We start from the raw sequence: 13504 nt of genomic DNA, 5'->3' as shown, positions 1-13504 counted from the left end.
GCCGATGCTTGGAGGACGCCGTGTCCGGTTCCGTGATCCTGGGTGCCGCCCGTACACCGATCGGGCGCCTGCTGGGGTCCCTCAAGGACTTCACGGGGGCACAGCTCGGCGGGGTCGCGATCAAGGCGGCCCTCGAACGCGCCGGGGTCTCCCCGGACGCGGTGCAGTACACGATCATGGGCCAGGTGCTCACCGCCGGCGCCGGCCAGATCCCGGCCCGCCAGGCCGCGGTCGCCGCGGGCATCCCGATGAGCGTGCCCGCGCTGACGATCAACAAGGTCTGCCTCTCCGGCCTCGACGCCATCGCGCTCGCCGACCAGCTGATCCGGGCGGGCGAGTTCGACATCGTGGTCGCCGGCGGCCAGGAGTCGATGACCCAGGCGCCGCACCTGCTGCCGAAGTCCCGCTCCGGCTTCAAGTACGGCGACACCACCCTCGTCGACCACATGGCCTACGACGGTCTCTTCTGCGCCTTCGACCAGGTCGCCATGGGCGCCTCGACGGAGAAGTACAACTCCCGCTACGGCGTCACCCGCGAGCAGCAGGACGCGTTCTCCGCCCGCTCGCACCAGCGTGCCGCCGAGGCGATCAAGAACGGCTACTTCGCCGACGAGATCGCGCCGGTCTCCATCCCGCAGCGCAAGGGCGAGCCGGTGGTCTTCGACACCGACGAGGGTGTCCGCGCCGACACCACTGCCGAAGGCCTCGCCAGGCTGCGCCCCGCCTTCGCCTCCGACGGCACCATCACCGCGGGCTCGGCCTCCCAGATCTCCGACGGCGCCGCCGCGGTCGTCGTCGCCAGCAAGGCCAAGGCCGAGGAGCTGGGCCTCACCGCGATCGCCGAGATCGGCGCGCACGGGGTGGTCGCCGGGCCGGACGCGAGCCTGCACGAGCAGCCGTCGAACGCCATCCTCGCCGCGCTGGCGAAGGCGAACCTCACCGCCGACGCGCTCGACCTCGTCGAGATCAACGAGGCCTTCGCCGCGGTCGGGCTCGTCTCGACCGAGAAGCTCGGCCTCGACCCGGAGAAGGTCAACGCCAACGGCGGCGCCATCGCCCTCGGCCACCCGATCGGCGCGTCCGGCGCGCGGCTGGCCGTGCACCTGATCCACGAACTGCGCCGCCGCGGTGGCGGCCTCGGCGCGGCCGCGCTGTGCGGTGGCGGCGGCCAGGGTGACGCCCTGCTGCTGCGGGTGCCGTCCGCGTAAGTGACCGCACCACTCGACCTCGACGACCTGGTCGGCCGCGCGCGGGACGGGCAGCCGCGTGCCGTCGCGCGGCTGCTGTCGCTCGTCGAGGACGCCCACCCGCGCGTCGCGGAGATCGCGCGGGCGCTGACGCCGCACACCGGGCGGGCCCGGGTCGTCGGGCTCACCGGGCCACCCGGCGTCGGCAAGTCGACTTCGACGTCGGCGCTGCTCACCGCGTTGCGCGCCGAAGGCAAGCGGGTCGGGGTCCTGGCGATCGACCCGTCTTCGCCGTTTTCCGGCGGGGCGCTGCTCGGTGACCGGATCCGGATGACCGAGCACGCCACCGACCCCGGCGTGTTCATCCGCTCGATGGCCACGCGCGGCCACCTCGGCGGGCTCTCGTGGGCGACCCCGCAGGCGGTGCGCGTGCTCGACGCCGCCGGCTTCGACGTGGTCCTGATCGAGACCGTCGGCGTCGGTCAGTCCGAAGTGGACGTCGTGAAGCTGGCCGACACCACGGTGGTGCTGCTCGCGCCGGGCATGGGCGACGGGATCCAGGCCGCGAAGGCGGGTGTGCTGGAGATCGCCGACATCTTCGTCGTCAACAAAGCCGACCGGGACGGCGCCGACGCGACGGTGCACGACCTCAAGCAGATGATTTCGCTGGCCCGCCGGGAGATCCGCGGGCCGAGCTGGCGGCAGCCGATCGTCCGGACCGTCGCGGCGAAGGGCGAGGGTGTTGACGAGGTGGTCAGCGCGCTGGCCTCGCACCACGACTGGCTGGTCGCGCACGACGAGCTGGCCCGGCGCCGGGCGGCCCGGGCCCGTGACGAGGTCGAGGCCATCGCCGTGCGGCGGTTGCGCGCCGAGCTGGCAGACCTGCGCGGCGGGGGACGGCTGGCCGAGGTGGCCGAGCGGGTGGTGGCGCGGGAGATCGACCCGTTCGCCGCCGCCGACGCGCTGATCGCGGACCTGCGGCGCTAGCGCGTTCCGGATCGCCTTGGTGATCCGCCCGAGCAAGAACCGTGCCGCCGCAACGGGTCTTCGCTTCATGACTGCTCCCTTCGTCGTGCGGGGTTTGCCGCTTGATCGACATCGTGCTCGGGAGGTCCGACAGTTTTCGGGTGCTGCCCGGCCGCGGGGGCCGGGGTTCACCCGACCGTGTGACATGGGCGACTTTCGCCGGTTCTGGCTGTCGGTGGCGGGCCCTAGACTGCGGGGCGCTCCGGAACCGGGCGATCACTGGGAGGGCGTGCAGGATGAAGAAGACACTCGTCACGGCGCTGGCGGCAGGCGCGTTGTTCGTGGCCGGCAACGGCGTCGCCACCGCGGCCGACGCGCCGCCACCGAAGACGACGCACGGGCCCTGCCAGTACACCGAGACCCCGGACGAACCGCCCGCGCGCCCGGTGCCGCTGCCGCCCGACCCGCGTCACACGCCGAGCCACGGCAAGGTCGGCGTCGAGATCCCGACCAGCCAGGGCGCGCTGCCGCTGCGGCTCGACCGCGCGAAGGCGCCGTGCACGGTCCAGAGCTTCCTGCACCTGGCGCGGCACCGGTTCTACGACCACACGGTGTGCCACCGGCTGACGTCGTACCCCACGCTGAAGGTGCTGCAGTGCGGCGACCCGAGCGCGACCGGCGAGGGCGGGCCGGGTTACAAGTACAAGGACGAGCTGCCGGTGGACCTTCCGCCGTCCCCGACCGACCCGACCGGCGCGCGCAAGGTGTACGCGCGCGGGTTGCTGGCGATGGCGAACGCGGGCCCGGACACGAACGGTTCCCAGTTCTTCGTCGTGTACGGCGATTCCGCGCTGCGCCCGAACTACACGGTGTTCGGCACGGTAGGGCCGGAAGGGTTGAAGACGTTGGACAAGGTCGCGGCCGGCGGGATCCAGCCGACGGCGGAGGACCCGGCACCGGTCGACGGGACACCGGTGCTGCGGACGGAGCTCCTGCGCGTCCGGCCGGACTGCTGGTTCTGACGTACTCGGCGGTAACGTCGCCTTCGGAATCCCGCCTTCGAGCGGGTTTCGGAGGCGACGTGGCCCTCTGCGGGCAAATGTCGGCTGCGTGACCTGCTTTCAGGAGCCGGCCGAGAACGGTTCACAGTTCACGTCTGGCCGATTTTTGTCACTCCTATTGCCATTTTCCGAAGGTAGCATCGTCTATATAGCGCGCGAATCCCCATTTTCATCGAATTCGGAGACGGCGCTCGTCCGGGCACTTGCCCTGAGCGGGAGTGTTACCGCGGGAATCGGATGGGGGTATGCCGGTGGACGGGTTCGATTTGCTGGCGGAGGCTATCCGGGCCGTTCCGGTCCCGGGAGCGCCGCCCAGACTGTCCTTGGACGGCGCTGCGGTCGGCCTGTCGTTCCTGGACACCGCACTGCGGCTCAACCACGTCCGGCGGCTGACCGAACGGATCTCCCTGGTGGAGCACCGGGTTGCTTTACGCACCACCGAGGTCGACATCAGACTGGGGATGCTCGACGAAGGTCAGGTCAGAGCGTCCGACCTGTTCCGCGGAATCTCCGGACACGCCCTGTTGGAGGGCAGGCGGAGCGATAGCCTCGTCCGCCGGGAGCGGCCGTACGAACTGTGGGTCCCGATGGCTACCATCGCCCGCACGGCGGCGCCCGTCGACGTGCGGGACGCATCGGGCAGGAAGCTTCCCCGGCTGACGCAGTACGAGACGTCGTGGCTGCTGGCCTCGGGGCTCTACCGACTGCTTCGGGGAATCCTCACCGGGCTGCCGGAAGCCCAGCGGGACACGCCGTTGGGAAGCCTGTTGTACCAGGATCACGAGCCGCGCTGGCTGATCCAGGCGGCACTGCTCGCGCTGCTCACGGACCGAAGCGGCCGTCTTCAGCCCACGACGCGGGGTACGACGCAAGGCATGGTGGCGGGCCAAGGTCAAGAGAGCCGGGAAACGATCCTCCGCCTGCTCGGTGAGACCTACCGCGAACAGCTGTCCGACTACTTCGAACTCCTGCACGTCGCTGTGAACAACTACCTGCTGGTCGTGGCGCTCGATCGGGGAGCCGACGAGCATCTGCTCACCTACGACTCCCCGCTGAACGCGCGGAAGCCGAGACAGTGGTCGTGGCTGGCCGGTCTGCGAACCAGCAGCCGTGGCTACCTGGTCCGCTACGAAGGAACGATCCCCGCCGGGCTGCGCTCTTACCACCTTGTGGTCGAGACCGAGCCCGGCGTCGACATCGAACACATGTACCTTTCCACCGATGCGGACGAGGCCCTGGCCGGCGAACTGACGCGGGACATGGAAGTGCTGAGCGACCGGCTCCGGGAGCGAAGCGGCAAGCCGACTGCGGATCCCAGTGGGCGGATCATGGAGTTGCAGACGCAGGTGACCTTGCGCCGGCTGGCCGATCTCCTGCGACGGCGCCGTTGGGACGCCGGGTACGCGGGGTTCGACCTCAACGACGATCGACTGCCGGGCACCGTCGACCTGAGCTGGGCCGCTGTATCCGGCGAAGCGACTCCGGTCGAAGGTGCCGCGCACGACGACGACTCCCTGGTTCGGCACCGCTTGGTCAGCCCGACGACGTTGATACAGGCCTCTGGTGAGCTGAAAGCCTTGCAACTGGGACGCGATCTCGCGACCGACGTTCCGGTGAGCAACCAGGGCAGCGTCTATTGGCGTCGGCGGGTCTCGCGGTCCGCGGGAGGAGCTCAGACGACCAGCGCGGGCATCTCGCTCCGGGACTCGACTCCCTCGAGTCCCGCGACCGTCTTCTGGTACGCCCTGTGTGTCGCGGCGATCTCGTACGCCACGGCCGCATTCGCGGTCGGCGACTGGTGGCCCTACTGGGGATCCGGCGGGGCGAGGTTGGAGACCATCACCAACCCCGGCGCGCTCATCGCGGTCCTGCTCCTCGTGCCAGGCTTCCTGTACACCCGGCTGCCCTTGCCGGACCGGCACTCGATTGCCGGCCAGCTACGGGCGCTTCCCAGGCTCGCCGCCCACCTGTGCATCGGTTGCATGGCTATCCTGTGCGCCGCGATCGCGGCGAACCTCGATCCCGGGCTGGTACTCGTCGCGTTCTTCCTTGCGACGGTGCTGCCTGCGCTGGCGAGCGTCGTCCTTCTGGCGCCGCTCGTCGCGGCGTGGAACTACCGGAAGAACCAGGCGACCATGCCGGAAAAGCTCCATCTCATCGGCGCACCGCACTGGGTCGACGGCAGAGCTGACTCTGCCGGCAACGTACGCGAACCGGACGTCGTTTTCCCATCGTCCGGATCCCTGTCATGACCGAACCCAGCGCAGGTGAAGAGGACCGTTCGGTGAAGGCTCTGGCGGCCCTGGCTCGTGCGGGCTATTGGTCTCTGTGCCAACCGTTGACCGAAGTCGAGTTTGAAGTCCACCACATCGTCGACCGTCCCGGTTATCTCTTCAGTCTGGTGGCGGGCGACCGCGGAGCAGGCAAGAAGGGCAAGAAGTCCCGGTTCTTCCTCGAAACCCTTTCGTCGAGTGCCAACGGGGTCGGGCTCGTCATCGGCACGCGAACGGACGGTCCACCGGCCCGGTTGCGGATCAGGGAGCGCGGAAGCAGCTCGGAACCACGGCTCTACTTCAAGAAAGAGGAAGACCACTACCTTTTCCGGGGAACCGCTCGTCCCAATCTCACTTTCTTGGCCGAGTCCGATCGAAAGTTCGAAGGAATCATCGCCATTGCCGATCGGACGAACCCCGCGAAGCTGAGCCACGGCCTTCAGGTCAAGGAGCTGATCGCCGCGATCAGTCAGCTGGCGGCGGACGTCGTCGAGGCGCCGCTCCTGTCGATCCAGTGTCCGGTCCAGTTGCCGCTCGAGGCTGCCGGGGAACCCGAGAACTACCGTGTTCCCCGTTCGTCGTCCCTCGCGGTCCGGTTCTCGATCGCGCTGAGCCGGCCGAACGCCCAGACGAACATCACACTGGCCGAGCGGGTCGTCCGATATTGCGACGAGCGAGGGTTTCGCCTGTGGCTGGCTGACACCCGACCCGGCTTCCGCACGGGGAACTGGTTCGTCGTGCGTGACCATCCACCGCGGAACGGGCGTAGATCCCGGCATGGCCGGGTGCGGCGCGAGGGCCGTATCGCCACCATCTTGCCCGTGACGTTCGTCGGGCCGGCGAGGGTCGGGTCGACCAGCGCCATCGTCTCGATGCTGGAAGAGTTCCGGGACGTAGGGATTGTCAGCGCATCGGTCACGCTGCTCGACGACCTCGCGTTCATCCACCTGCAGCTCGGCCTCGTGCCGGAGCTCAAGCGCAGTCAGCTTCCCTTGCAGTTCAGTCGCGGCGAAGATCCGCGCTCAGCCATCACCGCCGCACTTCGTGGTCTCGCCGAAGGGCCCCACGCCGTCGTTCGCGAAGACCGTCTCCGCGAACGTGCCGGTGACTACCAGACCCTGGTCGGGCCGCCGCTGGCCGTGGGCCGGCCGACTCAGCAGCGACGACTGGCGATCTGGATCTCCTGGCAGATGGAGCGGACCGACAGCGGCATCGCGACCGCTGTCCGGACCCTGCGTGCAGCTTTCGAACGGATGGGCTTTCGAGACGGGGAGCACGGCCTGCCGAACTTGGAGTACCTGATCTGCCGTGATCTCGGGAACTCGATTCTGCGGGGGAAGGGAAAGTTTTCGCTCCCGGTCAGTGTGGTCTCGGAGATCTTCGAGGGCAGGTCGCTCGAGTCGGAGCCCTCAAGGCTGTGCGTAGGACTCGAGGACGCGTGGAAGGCCGAGCTGGACGACGACCGCAAAGCCACGAACATCCACGAAGTCACCGTGGTGTGGAGGGAGTACTGGCTTGGACACTGGTCCTCGACGACGGCGTAAACGGGGTGGGTCAGGCGGTGATTTCCCAGAGGGCTTCGACGAGGGTTTGGGTTGCGCCGGCGAAGGCGTGCTTCGGGGCTGCCGCGTAACCCACGATCAGGCCGCCGGGGCGGTTTGAGTCCATCCAGTACCCGTTCAGGCCTTCGATGCCGATCGCGCGGCGGCGGCAGGCCGCGAGGGCCGTCGCCTCGGAGGGGCCGTCCGGTGGGAGCATCAGCAGCAGGTGCAGCCCGGCCGCGATGCCCTGGGGGCGGACCGTGTCCGGCAGGGCCGCCAGGAGGCGGGTGCGGCGGGTGCGGTACTCGGCTCGGCTGCGGCGGATGTGCTGGTCGTACGCACCCGAGTCGATCAGCTCGGCCAGGGCCAGCTGGCTCAGCACCGCCGGGCGGGAACCGCTGTCGGCCATCGCCGCGCGGACCGGCTCCACCAGTGACCTCGGCAGCACCAGCCACGCCAGCCGCAGCGCCGGGGCCAGCGTCTTGCTCGCCGTTCCCGCGTAGATCACCCGTTCCGGCGCCAGCGCCTGCAGCGCCCCGACCTGCTGGTGGTCGAAGCGGAACTCGCCGTCGTAGTCGTCCTCCAACACGAACGCGCCCGAATCACCGGCCCAGCGGGCCAGCGCCGCCCGGCGCGGCGGGGCCAGCGTGACGCCGGTGGGGTACTGGTGCGCCGCCGTGACGACCACCGCCGGACTGTCCAAAGCGGACACGTTGATGCCCTGATCGTCGACGTCCACACCGGCGACCCGCGGGCCCTGGGCCGCCGCGATCGACCGGTAGAACCGCAGCGAAGGGTTTTCGAACGCCATTTCGCCGACGCCCAACCCGAAAAGCGCCCGCGACAACACGGCGACGGCGTGGGAAAACCCTTGGCACACCACGATCCGCGCCGGGTCGGCGACCACCCCGCGGGCGCGGGCGAGGTAACTGGCGAGGCTGTCACGCAGCTCCGGCGCGCCCAGCTCCGACTCGTAACCGAACGCCGCCGCCGGCGTCCGCAGCAGCGCGCGCCGCGTCGCGGTGATCCACGCCTGGCGGGGGAACGCCGTCAGGTCCGGGCGGCCCGGCCGCAGGTCCCAGCGCGGCGCCGGCTCGCGGGGCGCCGGCCGCGGCGCGGACTGGGGAAGCGAACCCGCGGTCGCCACCCGCGTCGGCGCGCCTTGGGCGGTGCGCAGGTAGCCCTCGGCGGCGAGGTCGGCGTACACCCGGGTGACCGTCCCCCGCGCGACGCCCAGGTCGTGGGCCAGCGAACGGGTCGACGGCACTGCCGCGCCCGGCTGCCACCGGCCGTCCCGGATGGCCGTGCGGATCGCGTCCGCGAGGCCGCCGCGGCCGGTTGCCGGGTCCCAGCCGAGGTGGACGTCCAGGCCCGGACTGGACCACGAATCCGTCATGTCACTGGACCATACCCGTGGACCAGTTCGGGCTAGCGTGGACGGCATGACGAAGCGAATCGGACTCGGGGGCGCCCCCGAGCTCTACCAGGCGATGGCCAACCTGCAGGCCGAGGTGAACAAGGCCGGCGCCAACGCCGGGCTCGACCCGAAACTCCTCGAACTGGTGAAGACCCGCGCGTCGCAGATCAACGGCTGCGCGTACTGCCTCGACATGCACTCCCGCGACGCCCTCGAGCTGGGTGAGTCGCCGCGGCGGCTGTTCGTGCTCGACGGCTGGCGCGAGACGGACCTGTTCACCGAGCAGGAGCAGGCCGCCCTCGCCCTCACCGAAGCGATGACGAAGCTGGCCGCGACGCAGACCGTGCCCGACGACGTCTACGAAGAGGCGGCGCGGGTGTTCACCGAGGAGCAGTACCGCGCGGTCGCGTGGGAGGTCATCGCGATCAACAGCTGGAACCGGATGACCATCACCAGCCACACGCCGCTGCCGAAGCGGGACGCTTGAGCGCCGCCGCGCTCAAGGCGCTGCACGTTCCGGGCAAGCCGCTGGTGCTGCCGAACGCGTGGGACGCCGACACCGCGAAGCTCGTCGAGGCCGCCGGGTTCCCGGTCGTGGCGACCAGCTCGGTCGCCGTGGCCGCCGCGCTCGGGTTCGCCGACGGTGAGCAGGCGCCCGCCGACGAGATGTTCGCCGCCGCCGCGCGCATCGCCAAGGCGGTGGGCATCCCGGTGACCGTCGACGCCGAGTCGGGTTACGGCCTGTCCGGCGCCGAGCTGGCGGGCCGGCTGCTCGACGCCGGCGCGGTCGGCTGCAACTTCGAGGACACCGACCACACCACCGGCGCCGTGCGGCCGGTCGCCGAGCAGGCGGAACGGATCGCCGCCCTGCGCGAAGCGGCGGGGGACGGCTTGGTGATCAACGCCCGCGTCGACTCCTTCCGCGGCGTCGACGCCAAGGACGCGTTGGCCGATGGCATCGCCCGGGCGAAGGCCTACCTCGACGCGGGCGCCGACTGCGTCTACCCGATCCACCTGGGCGCGCCGGACCTGATCGCGGAGTTCGTGCGGGAGGTCGGCGGCGCCGTCAACTCGGCCGCGTGGCCGGGTGGCCCGGGCCTCGCCGGGCTCGCCGGGCTGGGTGTCGCCCGGATCTCGCTGGGTGGCGGGCTGTGGCAGTACGCCCGGAAGCAGCTCGGGGCGACGCTCGCCGGAGTCGCCGAAGGCAAGCTGCCGTACTGACCGGGGAATGGCCGAAGGCCGCCGCGAGGGGATCGGGAACACCCTCGCGACGGCCTTCGGTGTCGGTGCCGCTAGTGCGCGACAGCCTTCTCGGCGCCCGCACCGGTCAGGGAGCGGACCTCCATCTCGGCGTACTTCTTCTCGTTGTGCTCCTTCGACAGGACCGTGCCCAGCCAGCCCAGGATGAACGCGGCCGGGATCGAGACGATGCCGGGGTTGCTCAGCGGGAACCAGGCGAAGTCCGCGCTCTTGAACATCGACGTGGGCTTGCCGGACACCGCCGGCGAGAACACGATCAGCACGACGGTGATGGCCAGGCCGCCGTAGATCGACCACAGCGCGCCCTGGGTGTTGAACCGCTTCCAGAACAGCGAGTAGAGGATCGTCGGCAGGTTCGCCGACGCGGCGACCGCGAAGGCCAGCGCCACGAGGAACGCGACGTTCTGCCCGTTGGCCAGGATGCCGCCGCCGATCGCGAGGGCGCCGATCACCACCGCGGTGAGCCGGGCGACCTTGACCTCGGAATCCGGTGACGTCTTGCCGCGCTTGACGACGTTGGCGTAGACGTCGTGGGCGAACGACGCGGACGCCGTGATCGTCAGGCCCGCCACCACCGCGAGGATCGTGGCGAACGCGACCGCGGAGATCAGGCCCAGCAGCACCGGCCCGCCCAGTTCGAGCGCGAGCAGCGGCGCCGCGGAGTTCACCCCGCCCGGCGCCTTCTTGATCACGTCCGGGCCGACCAGCGCACCGGCGCCGTAACCCAGCACCAGCGTGAACAGGTAGAACACGCCGATCAGCACGATCGCCCAGACCACCGAGCGGCGCGCGTCGCGGGCCGTCGGCACGGTGTAGAAGCGCATCAGGACGTGCGGCAGGCCGGCGGTGCCCAGCACCAGGGCGATGCCGAGGGACAGGAAGTCCAGTTTGGACGTTCCGGTGGCGCCGTACTGCTTGCCCGGCCCGAGGAGCGTCTCGCCGGCCTTGCCCGCCTTGTCGACGGCGGCCTGCAGCAGGCTGGAGAAGTTGAAGCCGTACTTGCCGAGCACCCACAGCGTCATCGCGAGCGCGCCGACGATCAGCAGCGCGGCCTTGATGATCTGCACCCAGGTGGTGCCCTTCATGCCGCCGATGAGGACGTAGGCGATCATGATCACGCCGACGACGGCGATGACCAGGGCCTGCGCACCGGAACCTTCGACGCCGAGCAGCAGTGCCACCAGGCCACCCGCGCCGGCCATCTGCGCCAGGAGGTAGAAGAACGAGACGGCCAGCGTCGACGTCGCGGCCGCGGCCCGCACCGGGCGCTGCTTCATGCGGAACGCGAGCACGTCGCCCATGGTGAACTTGCCGGTGTTGCGCAGCAGTTCCGCGACCAGCAGGAGCGCGACGAGCCACGCGACCAGGAAGCCGATCGAGTAGAGGAAGCCGTCGTAACCGTTGATGGCGATCGCGCCCGCGATGCCGAGGAACGACGCCGCCGACAGGTAGTCACCCGAGATCGCGACGCCGTTCTGCGGGCCGGTGAACGCGCGGCCGGCGGCGTAGTAGTCCGACGCCGTCTTCGTGTTGCGGCTGGCGCGGAAGACGATGATCAGCGTGATGATCACGAAGAGGGCGAAGATGCCGATGTTGAGGAGCGGGTTGCTGCCCTCCACGCTCGCGGCGAGCGCACTCATGCTTGCTCCTTCTCGATGTCTTCACGGATCTTCTCGGCCACCGGGTCGAGCTTGCGGTTCGCGTAGCGGACGTAGAGCCCGGTGATGACGAACGTCGAGACGAACTGCAGCAGGCCGAAGATCAGGCCGACGTTGATGTTGCCGAACACCTTGGTGCTCATGAAGCCGTGCGCGTAGTCCGCGAGGAGCACGTACAGCAGGTACCAGAGGAGGAAGACCGCCGTCATCGGGAAGACGAACCGGCGCAGACGGCTGCGCAGCTCGCGGAACTCGGTGCTTTCGTGCGCCCGTTCCCAGATGGTCTCTGACGTGTCCGGGGGCCCGCCGCCGGTGTCCGTCGTACTCATCGCTGCTCCCTGCGACGTTGCGGAAAGTGACGTGCGACACCGTAGGGACGTGTGAGTCCCGCGTGAAGATTCAGCGGCTCAACAGCCGGGCCAGACGACGAACGGTTGACGAACGGTCACGCGGTCCGGTCGAACGGGGTTCGTCCAGGTGGAGGCGCAGCATGGCCGCCGTCGACCAGCTCGGGGGCCGGCCCCGTAGCGAGACCAGCGCCATTACGCCGAATGCGAGCGGCACCGACCAGGGTGCCGGTTGCTGCACCAAGATCGCCACCCAGCCGCGCAGCGGCGGCCCGGCGAGGGCGAACAGGATCGAGCCGGACGACGCGACGAGCCCGGTCAGCACCCCGGCGATCCCACCGGCCGCGGTCAGCCTCGGCCACCAGATGCCGAGCACGAGCAGCGGGCAGAACGTCGACGCGGCCACGGTGAAGCCCCACGTGACCAGCACCCCGGCGTCGAGCTCGGCCGAGCGCAGCGCCAGCAGCACCATCACCCCGGCGACGCCGAACACCGCGATCCGCAGCCGCCGCAGCCCGCCGGGGACGAGGTCGTGCGCGATCGCGCCGGACATCACCAGCAGCAGGCCGAGCGACGTCGCCAGGAACGCGGCGAACGCGCCCGCGGTCAGCAACGCCGTGAACAGGCCGCCCGCCCAGCCACTGTCCACTTGGTACGGCAGCGCGACGACGACGGTGTCGGTCGCGCCGGAGAGGTACAGTCCGGGCACGAGCACCCGGCCGAGCACGCCGTAAACCCCGGGGAAGAGGTAGAAGATTCCGAGCAGTGCCACCGTGATCGCGGCGGTGCGGCGTGCGGCGCGGCCGTCCGGGCTGGTGTGGAAGCGCATGAGCACGTGGGGCAGGCCCATGGTGCCCAGCATCGTCGCGATCAGCACGGCCCAGGTGCCGAGCAGCGGGTAACCCTGGTCGCCGAGGTCGAGCAGCGGCCGCTGCCAGTCGTGCCCGCCGAGGGGTGCGCCGCCGCGGACCGCGGGGACCGCCGTGCCCTCGCCGAACACGACCTGGTCCTGGCTGTGCGCGGTGAATTCGCCCGGGGCCAGGGTTTCCGGCACGCCGTTGCGGCGGACGGCGGTCGGCTCGCGGATCTCCATGGTGACGTCGACCTCGAACTTCACCGGCGTCTCGCGGGCGAAGTGGGTGAACTCGACGGGGTTCACGGCGTCGGCCCGGTTGACCGCGCCGGCCTGCAGCACGAGCCAGATGGCCGGGATCAGGAACAGCAGCAGCTTCAACACGAACTGGAACGCCTGCACGTACGTCGCCGCACGCATCCCGCCCAGCGCCAGCGTGATGCTGACCGCGGCACCGGCCAGCACAACACCGACCCAGTACGGGGTGCCGCCCACGGCGGTGAGCACCAGCCCGGCGGTGCGGAACTGCGGGACGACGTAGATGGTGCCGATCACCAGCACGACAACGGCGGCGAGGCGGCGTAACGCGGGGGAGTTGAGCCGGGCTTCGGCGAAGTCCGGGACGGTCAGCGCGCCGGACCGCCGCATCGGCGCCGCGACCAGCACGAGCATCGCGATGTACCCGGCGGTGAAGCCGACCGGGTACCAGAGCGCCCCGATGCCGTCCTTGACGACCAGCCCGGCGACGCCCAGGAACGACGCCGCGCTGAGGTACTCACCGGAGACCGCCGCCGAGTTGACCAACGGAGAGATCCGGCGGGACGCCACCAGGAAGTCCGACGTCGTGCGCATCGCGGCGACCCCGCGGATGCCGATCAGGAGCGTCACGAGCACAACCGGCGCGACGGCGAGCGCGACCCCCACTAGCGCGCCCTGCCGCT

The 13504-nt window shown here is 70.2% G+C and carries 11 protein-coding genes; 7 read left to right on the top strand and 4 right to left on the bottom strand.

Going from position 1 to position 13504, the window contains the following annotated elements; all coding sequences use genetic code 11:
• Positions 1–20 precede the first annotated feature (20 nt).
• The 5 genes from ACIA5G_RS29610 to ACIA5G_RS29590 all read left to right on the top strand — a co-directional run bounded on the left by ACIA5G_RS29610 (position 21) and on the right by ACIA5G_RS29590 (position 7031).
• On the top strand, positions 21–1208 hold the full coding sequence (locus ACIA5G_RS29610; protein WP_395928950.1) for an acetyl-CoA C-acetyltransferase: 1188 nt from the start codon (positions 21–23) through the stop codon (positions 1206–1208).
• On the top strand, positions 1209–2174 hold the full coding sequence (meaB, locus tag ACIA5G_RS29605) for a methylmalonyl Co-A mutase-associated GTPase MeaB (protein WP_395928948.1): 966 nt from the start codon (positions 1209–1211) through the stop codon (positions 2172–2174).
• A 275-nt stretch (positions 2175–2449) separates the two neighbouring features.
• Positions 2450–3175, top strand: coding sequence for a peptidylprolyl isomerase (locus tag ACIA5G_RS29600; protein WP_395928946.1), 726 nt, complete (start codon positions 2450–2452; stop codon positions 3173–3175).
• Positions 3176–3465: 290 nt separating this feature from the next.
• Positions 3466–5466 carry a hypothetical protein gene (locus tag ACIA5G_RS29595; RefSeq protein ID WP_395928944.1) on the top strand — a complete coding sequence of 667 codons (2001 nt, stop codon included), beginning with the start codon at positions 3466–3468 and terminating at the stop codon, positions 5464–5466.
• Positions 5463–7031: a hypothetical protein gene (locus tag ACIA5G_RS29590; protein ID WP_395928942.1), complete on the top strand. Its 1569-nt coding sequence runs from the start codon at positions 5463–5465 to the stop codon at positions 7029–7031. The genes ACIA5G_RS29595 and ACIA5G_RS29590 overlap by 4 nt, the downstream gene beginning before the upstream one ends.
• A gap of 10 nt (positions 7032–7041) precedes the next feature.
• Here ACIA5G_RS29590 and ACIA5G_RS29585 read toward each other — a convergent pair whose 3' ends face one another.
• Positions 7042–8424, bottom strand: coding sequence for a PLP-dependent aminotransferase family protein (locus ACIA5G_RS29585; protein WP_395928940.1), 1383 nt, complete (start codon positions 8422–8424; stop codon positions 7042–7044).
• A gap of 46 nt (positions 8425–8470) precedes the next feature.
• On the opposite strand from ACIA5G_RS29585, the gene ACIA5G_RS29580 reads away from it, so the two are divergent.
• Positions 8471–8932, top strand: a complete 462-nt coding sequence (locus ACIA5G_RS29580; protein WP_395928938.1) for a carboxymuconolactone decarboxylase family protein — start codon at positions 8471–8473, stop codon at positions 8930–8932.
• Positions 8929–9666 (top strand): isocitrate lyase/phosphoenolpyruvate mutase family protein, encoded by a 738-nt coding sequence (locus ACIA5G_RS29575; RefSeq protein WP_395928936.1) that lies wholly within the window; start codon positions 8929–8931, stop codon positions 9664–9666. Before ACIA5G_RS29580 ends, ACIA5G_RS29575 begins: the two co-directional genes overlap by 4 nt.
• A 71-nt stretch (positions 9667–9737) precedes the next feature.
• Here ACIA5G_RS29575 and ACIA5G_RS29570 read toward each other — a convergent pair whose 3' ends face one another.
• The 3 genes from ACIA5G_RS29570 to ACIA5G_RS29560 all read right to left on the bottom strand — a co-directional run bounded on the left by ACIA5G_RS29570 (position 9738) and on the right by ACIA5G_RS29560 (position 13487).
• Positions 9738–11345: a cation acetate symporter gene (locus ACIA5G_RS29570; RefSeq protein WP_395928934.1), complete on the bottom strand. Its 1608-nt coding sequence runs from the start codon at positions 11343–11345 to the stop codon at positions 9738–9740.
• A complete protein-coding gene (locus ACIA5G_RS29565; RefSeq protein ID WP_395928932.1) occupies positions 11342–11692 on the bottom strand; it encodes a DUF485 domain-containing protein in 351 nt (116 codons plus the stop codon). Before ACIA5G_RS29565 ends, ACIA5G_RS29570 begins: the two co-directional genes overlap by 4 nt.
• A gap of 70 nt (positions 11693–11762) precedes the next feature.
• Positions 11763–13487, bottom strand: a complete 1725-nt coding sequence (locus ACIA5G_RS29560) for a cation acetate symporter (RefSeq protein ID WP_395928930.1) — start codon at positions 13485–13487, stop codon at positions 11763–11765.
• Positions 13488–13504: the final 17 nt, after the last annotated feature.

The organism is Amycolatopsis sp. NPDC051758, from assembly GCF_044453095.1.
GTDB lineage: Bacteria > Actinomycetota > Actinomycetes > Mycobacteriales > Pseudonocardiaceae > Amycolatopsis.
The sequence above is the reverse complement of the archived record's forward strand: the minus strand, read 5'-3'. Positions and strand labels throughout refer to the sequence as shown.

What these genes read in the sequence shown, in the direction of transcription:
- ACIA5G_RS29580 (WP_395928938.1), top strand. Translation starts at nt 8,471, where the DNA reads ATGACGAAGCGAATCGGACTCGGGGGCGCCCCCGAGCTCTACCAGGCG.
- ACIA5G_RS29590 (WP_395928942.1), top strand. Translation starts at nt 5,463, where the DNA reads ATGACCGAACCCAGCGCAGGTGAAGAGGACCGTTCGGTGAAGGCTCTG.
- ACIA5G_RS29600 (WP_395928946.1), top strand. Translation starts at nt 2,450, where the DNA reads ATGAAGAAGACACTCGTCACGGCGCTGGCGGCAGGCGCGTTGTTCGTG.
- ACIA5G_RS29585 (WP_395928940.1), bottom strand. Translation starts at nt 8,424, where the DNA reads ATGACGGATTCGTGGTCCAGTCCGGGCCTGGACGTCCACCTCGGCTGG.
- ACIA5G_RS29570 (WP_395928934.1), bottom strand. Translation starts at nt 11,345, where the DNA reads ATGAGTGCGCTCGCCGCGAGCGTGGAGGGCAGCAACCCGCTCCTCAAC.
- ACIA5G_RS29565 (WP_395928932.1), bottom strand. Translation starts at nt 11,692, where the DNA reads ATGAGTACGACGGACACCGGCGGCGGGCCCCCGGACACGTCAGAGACC.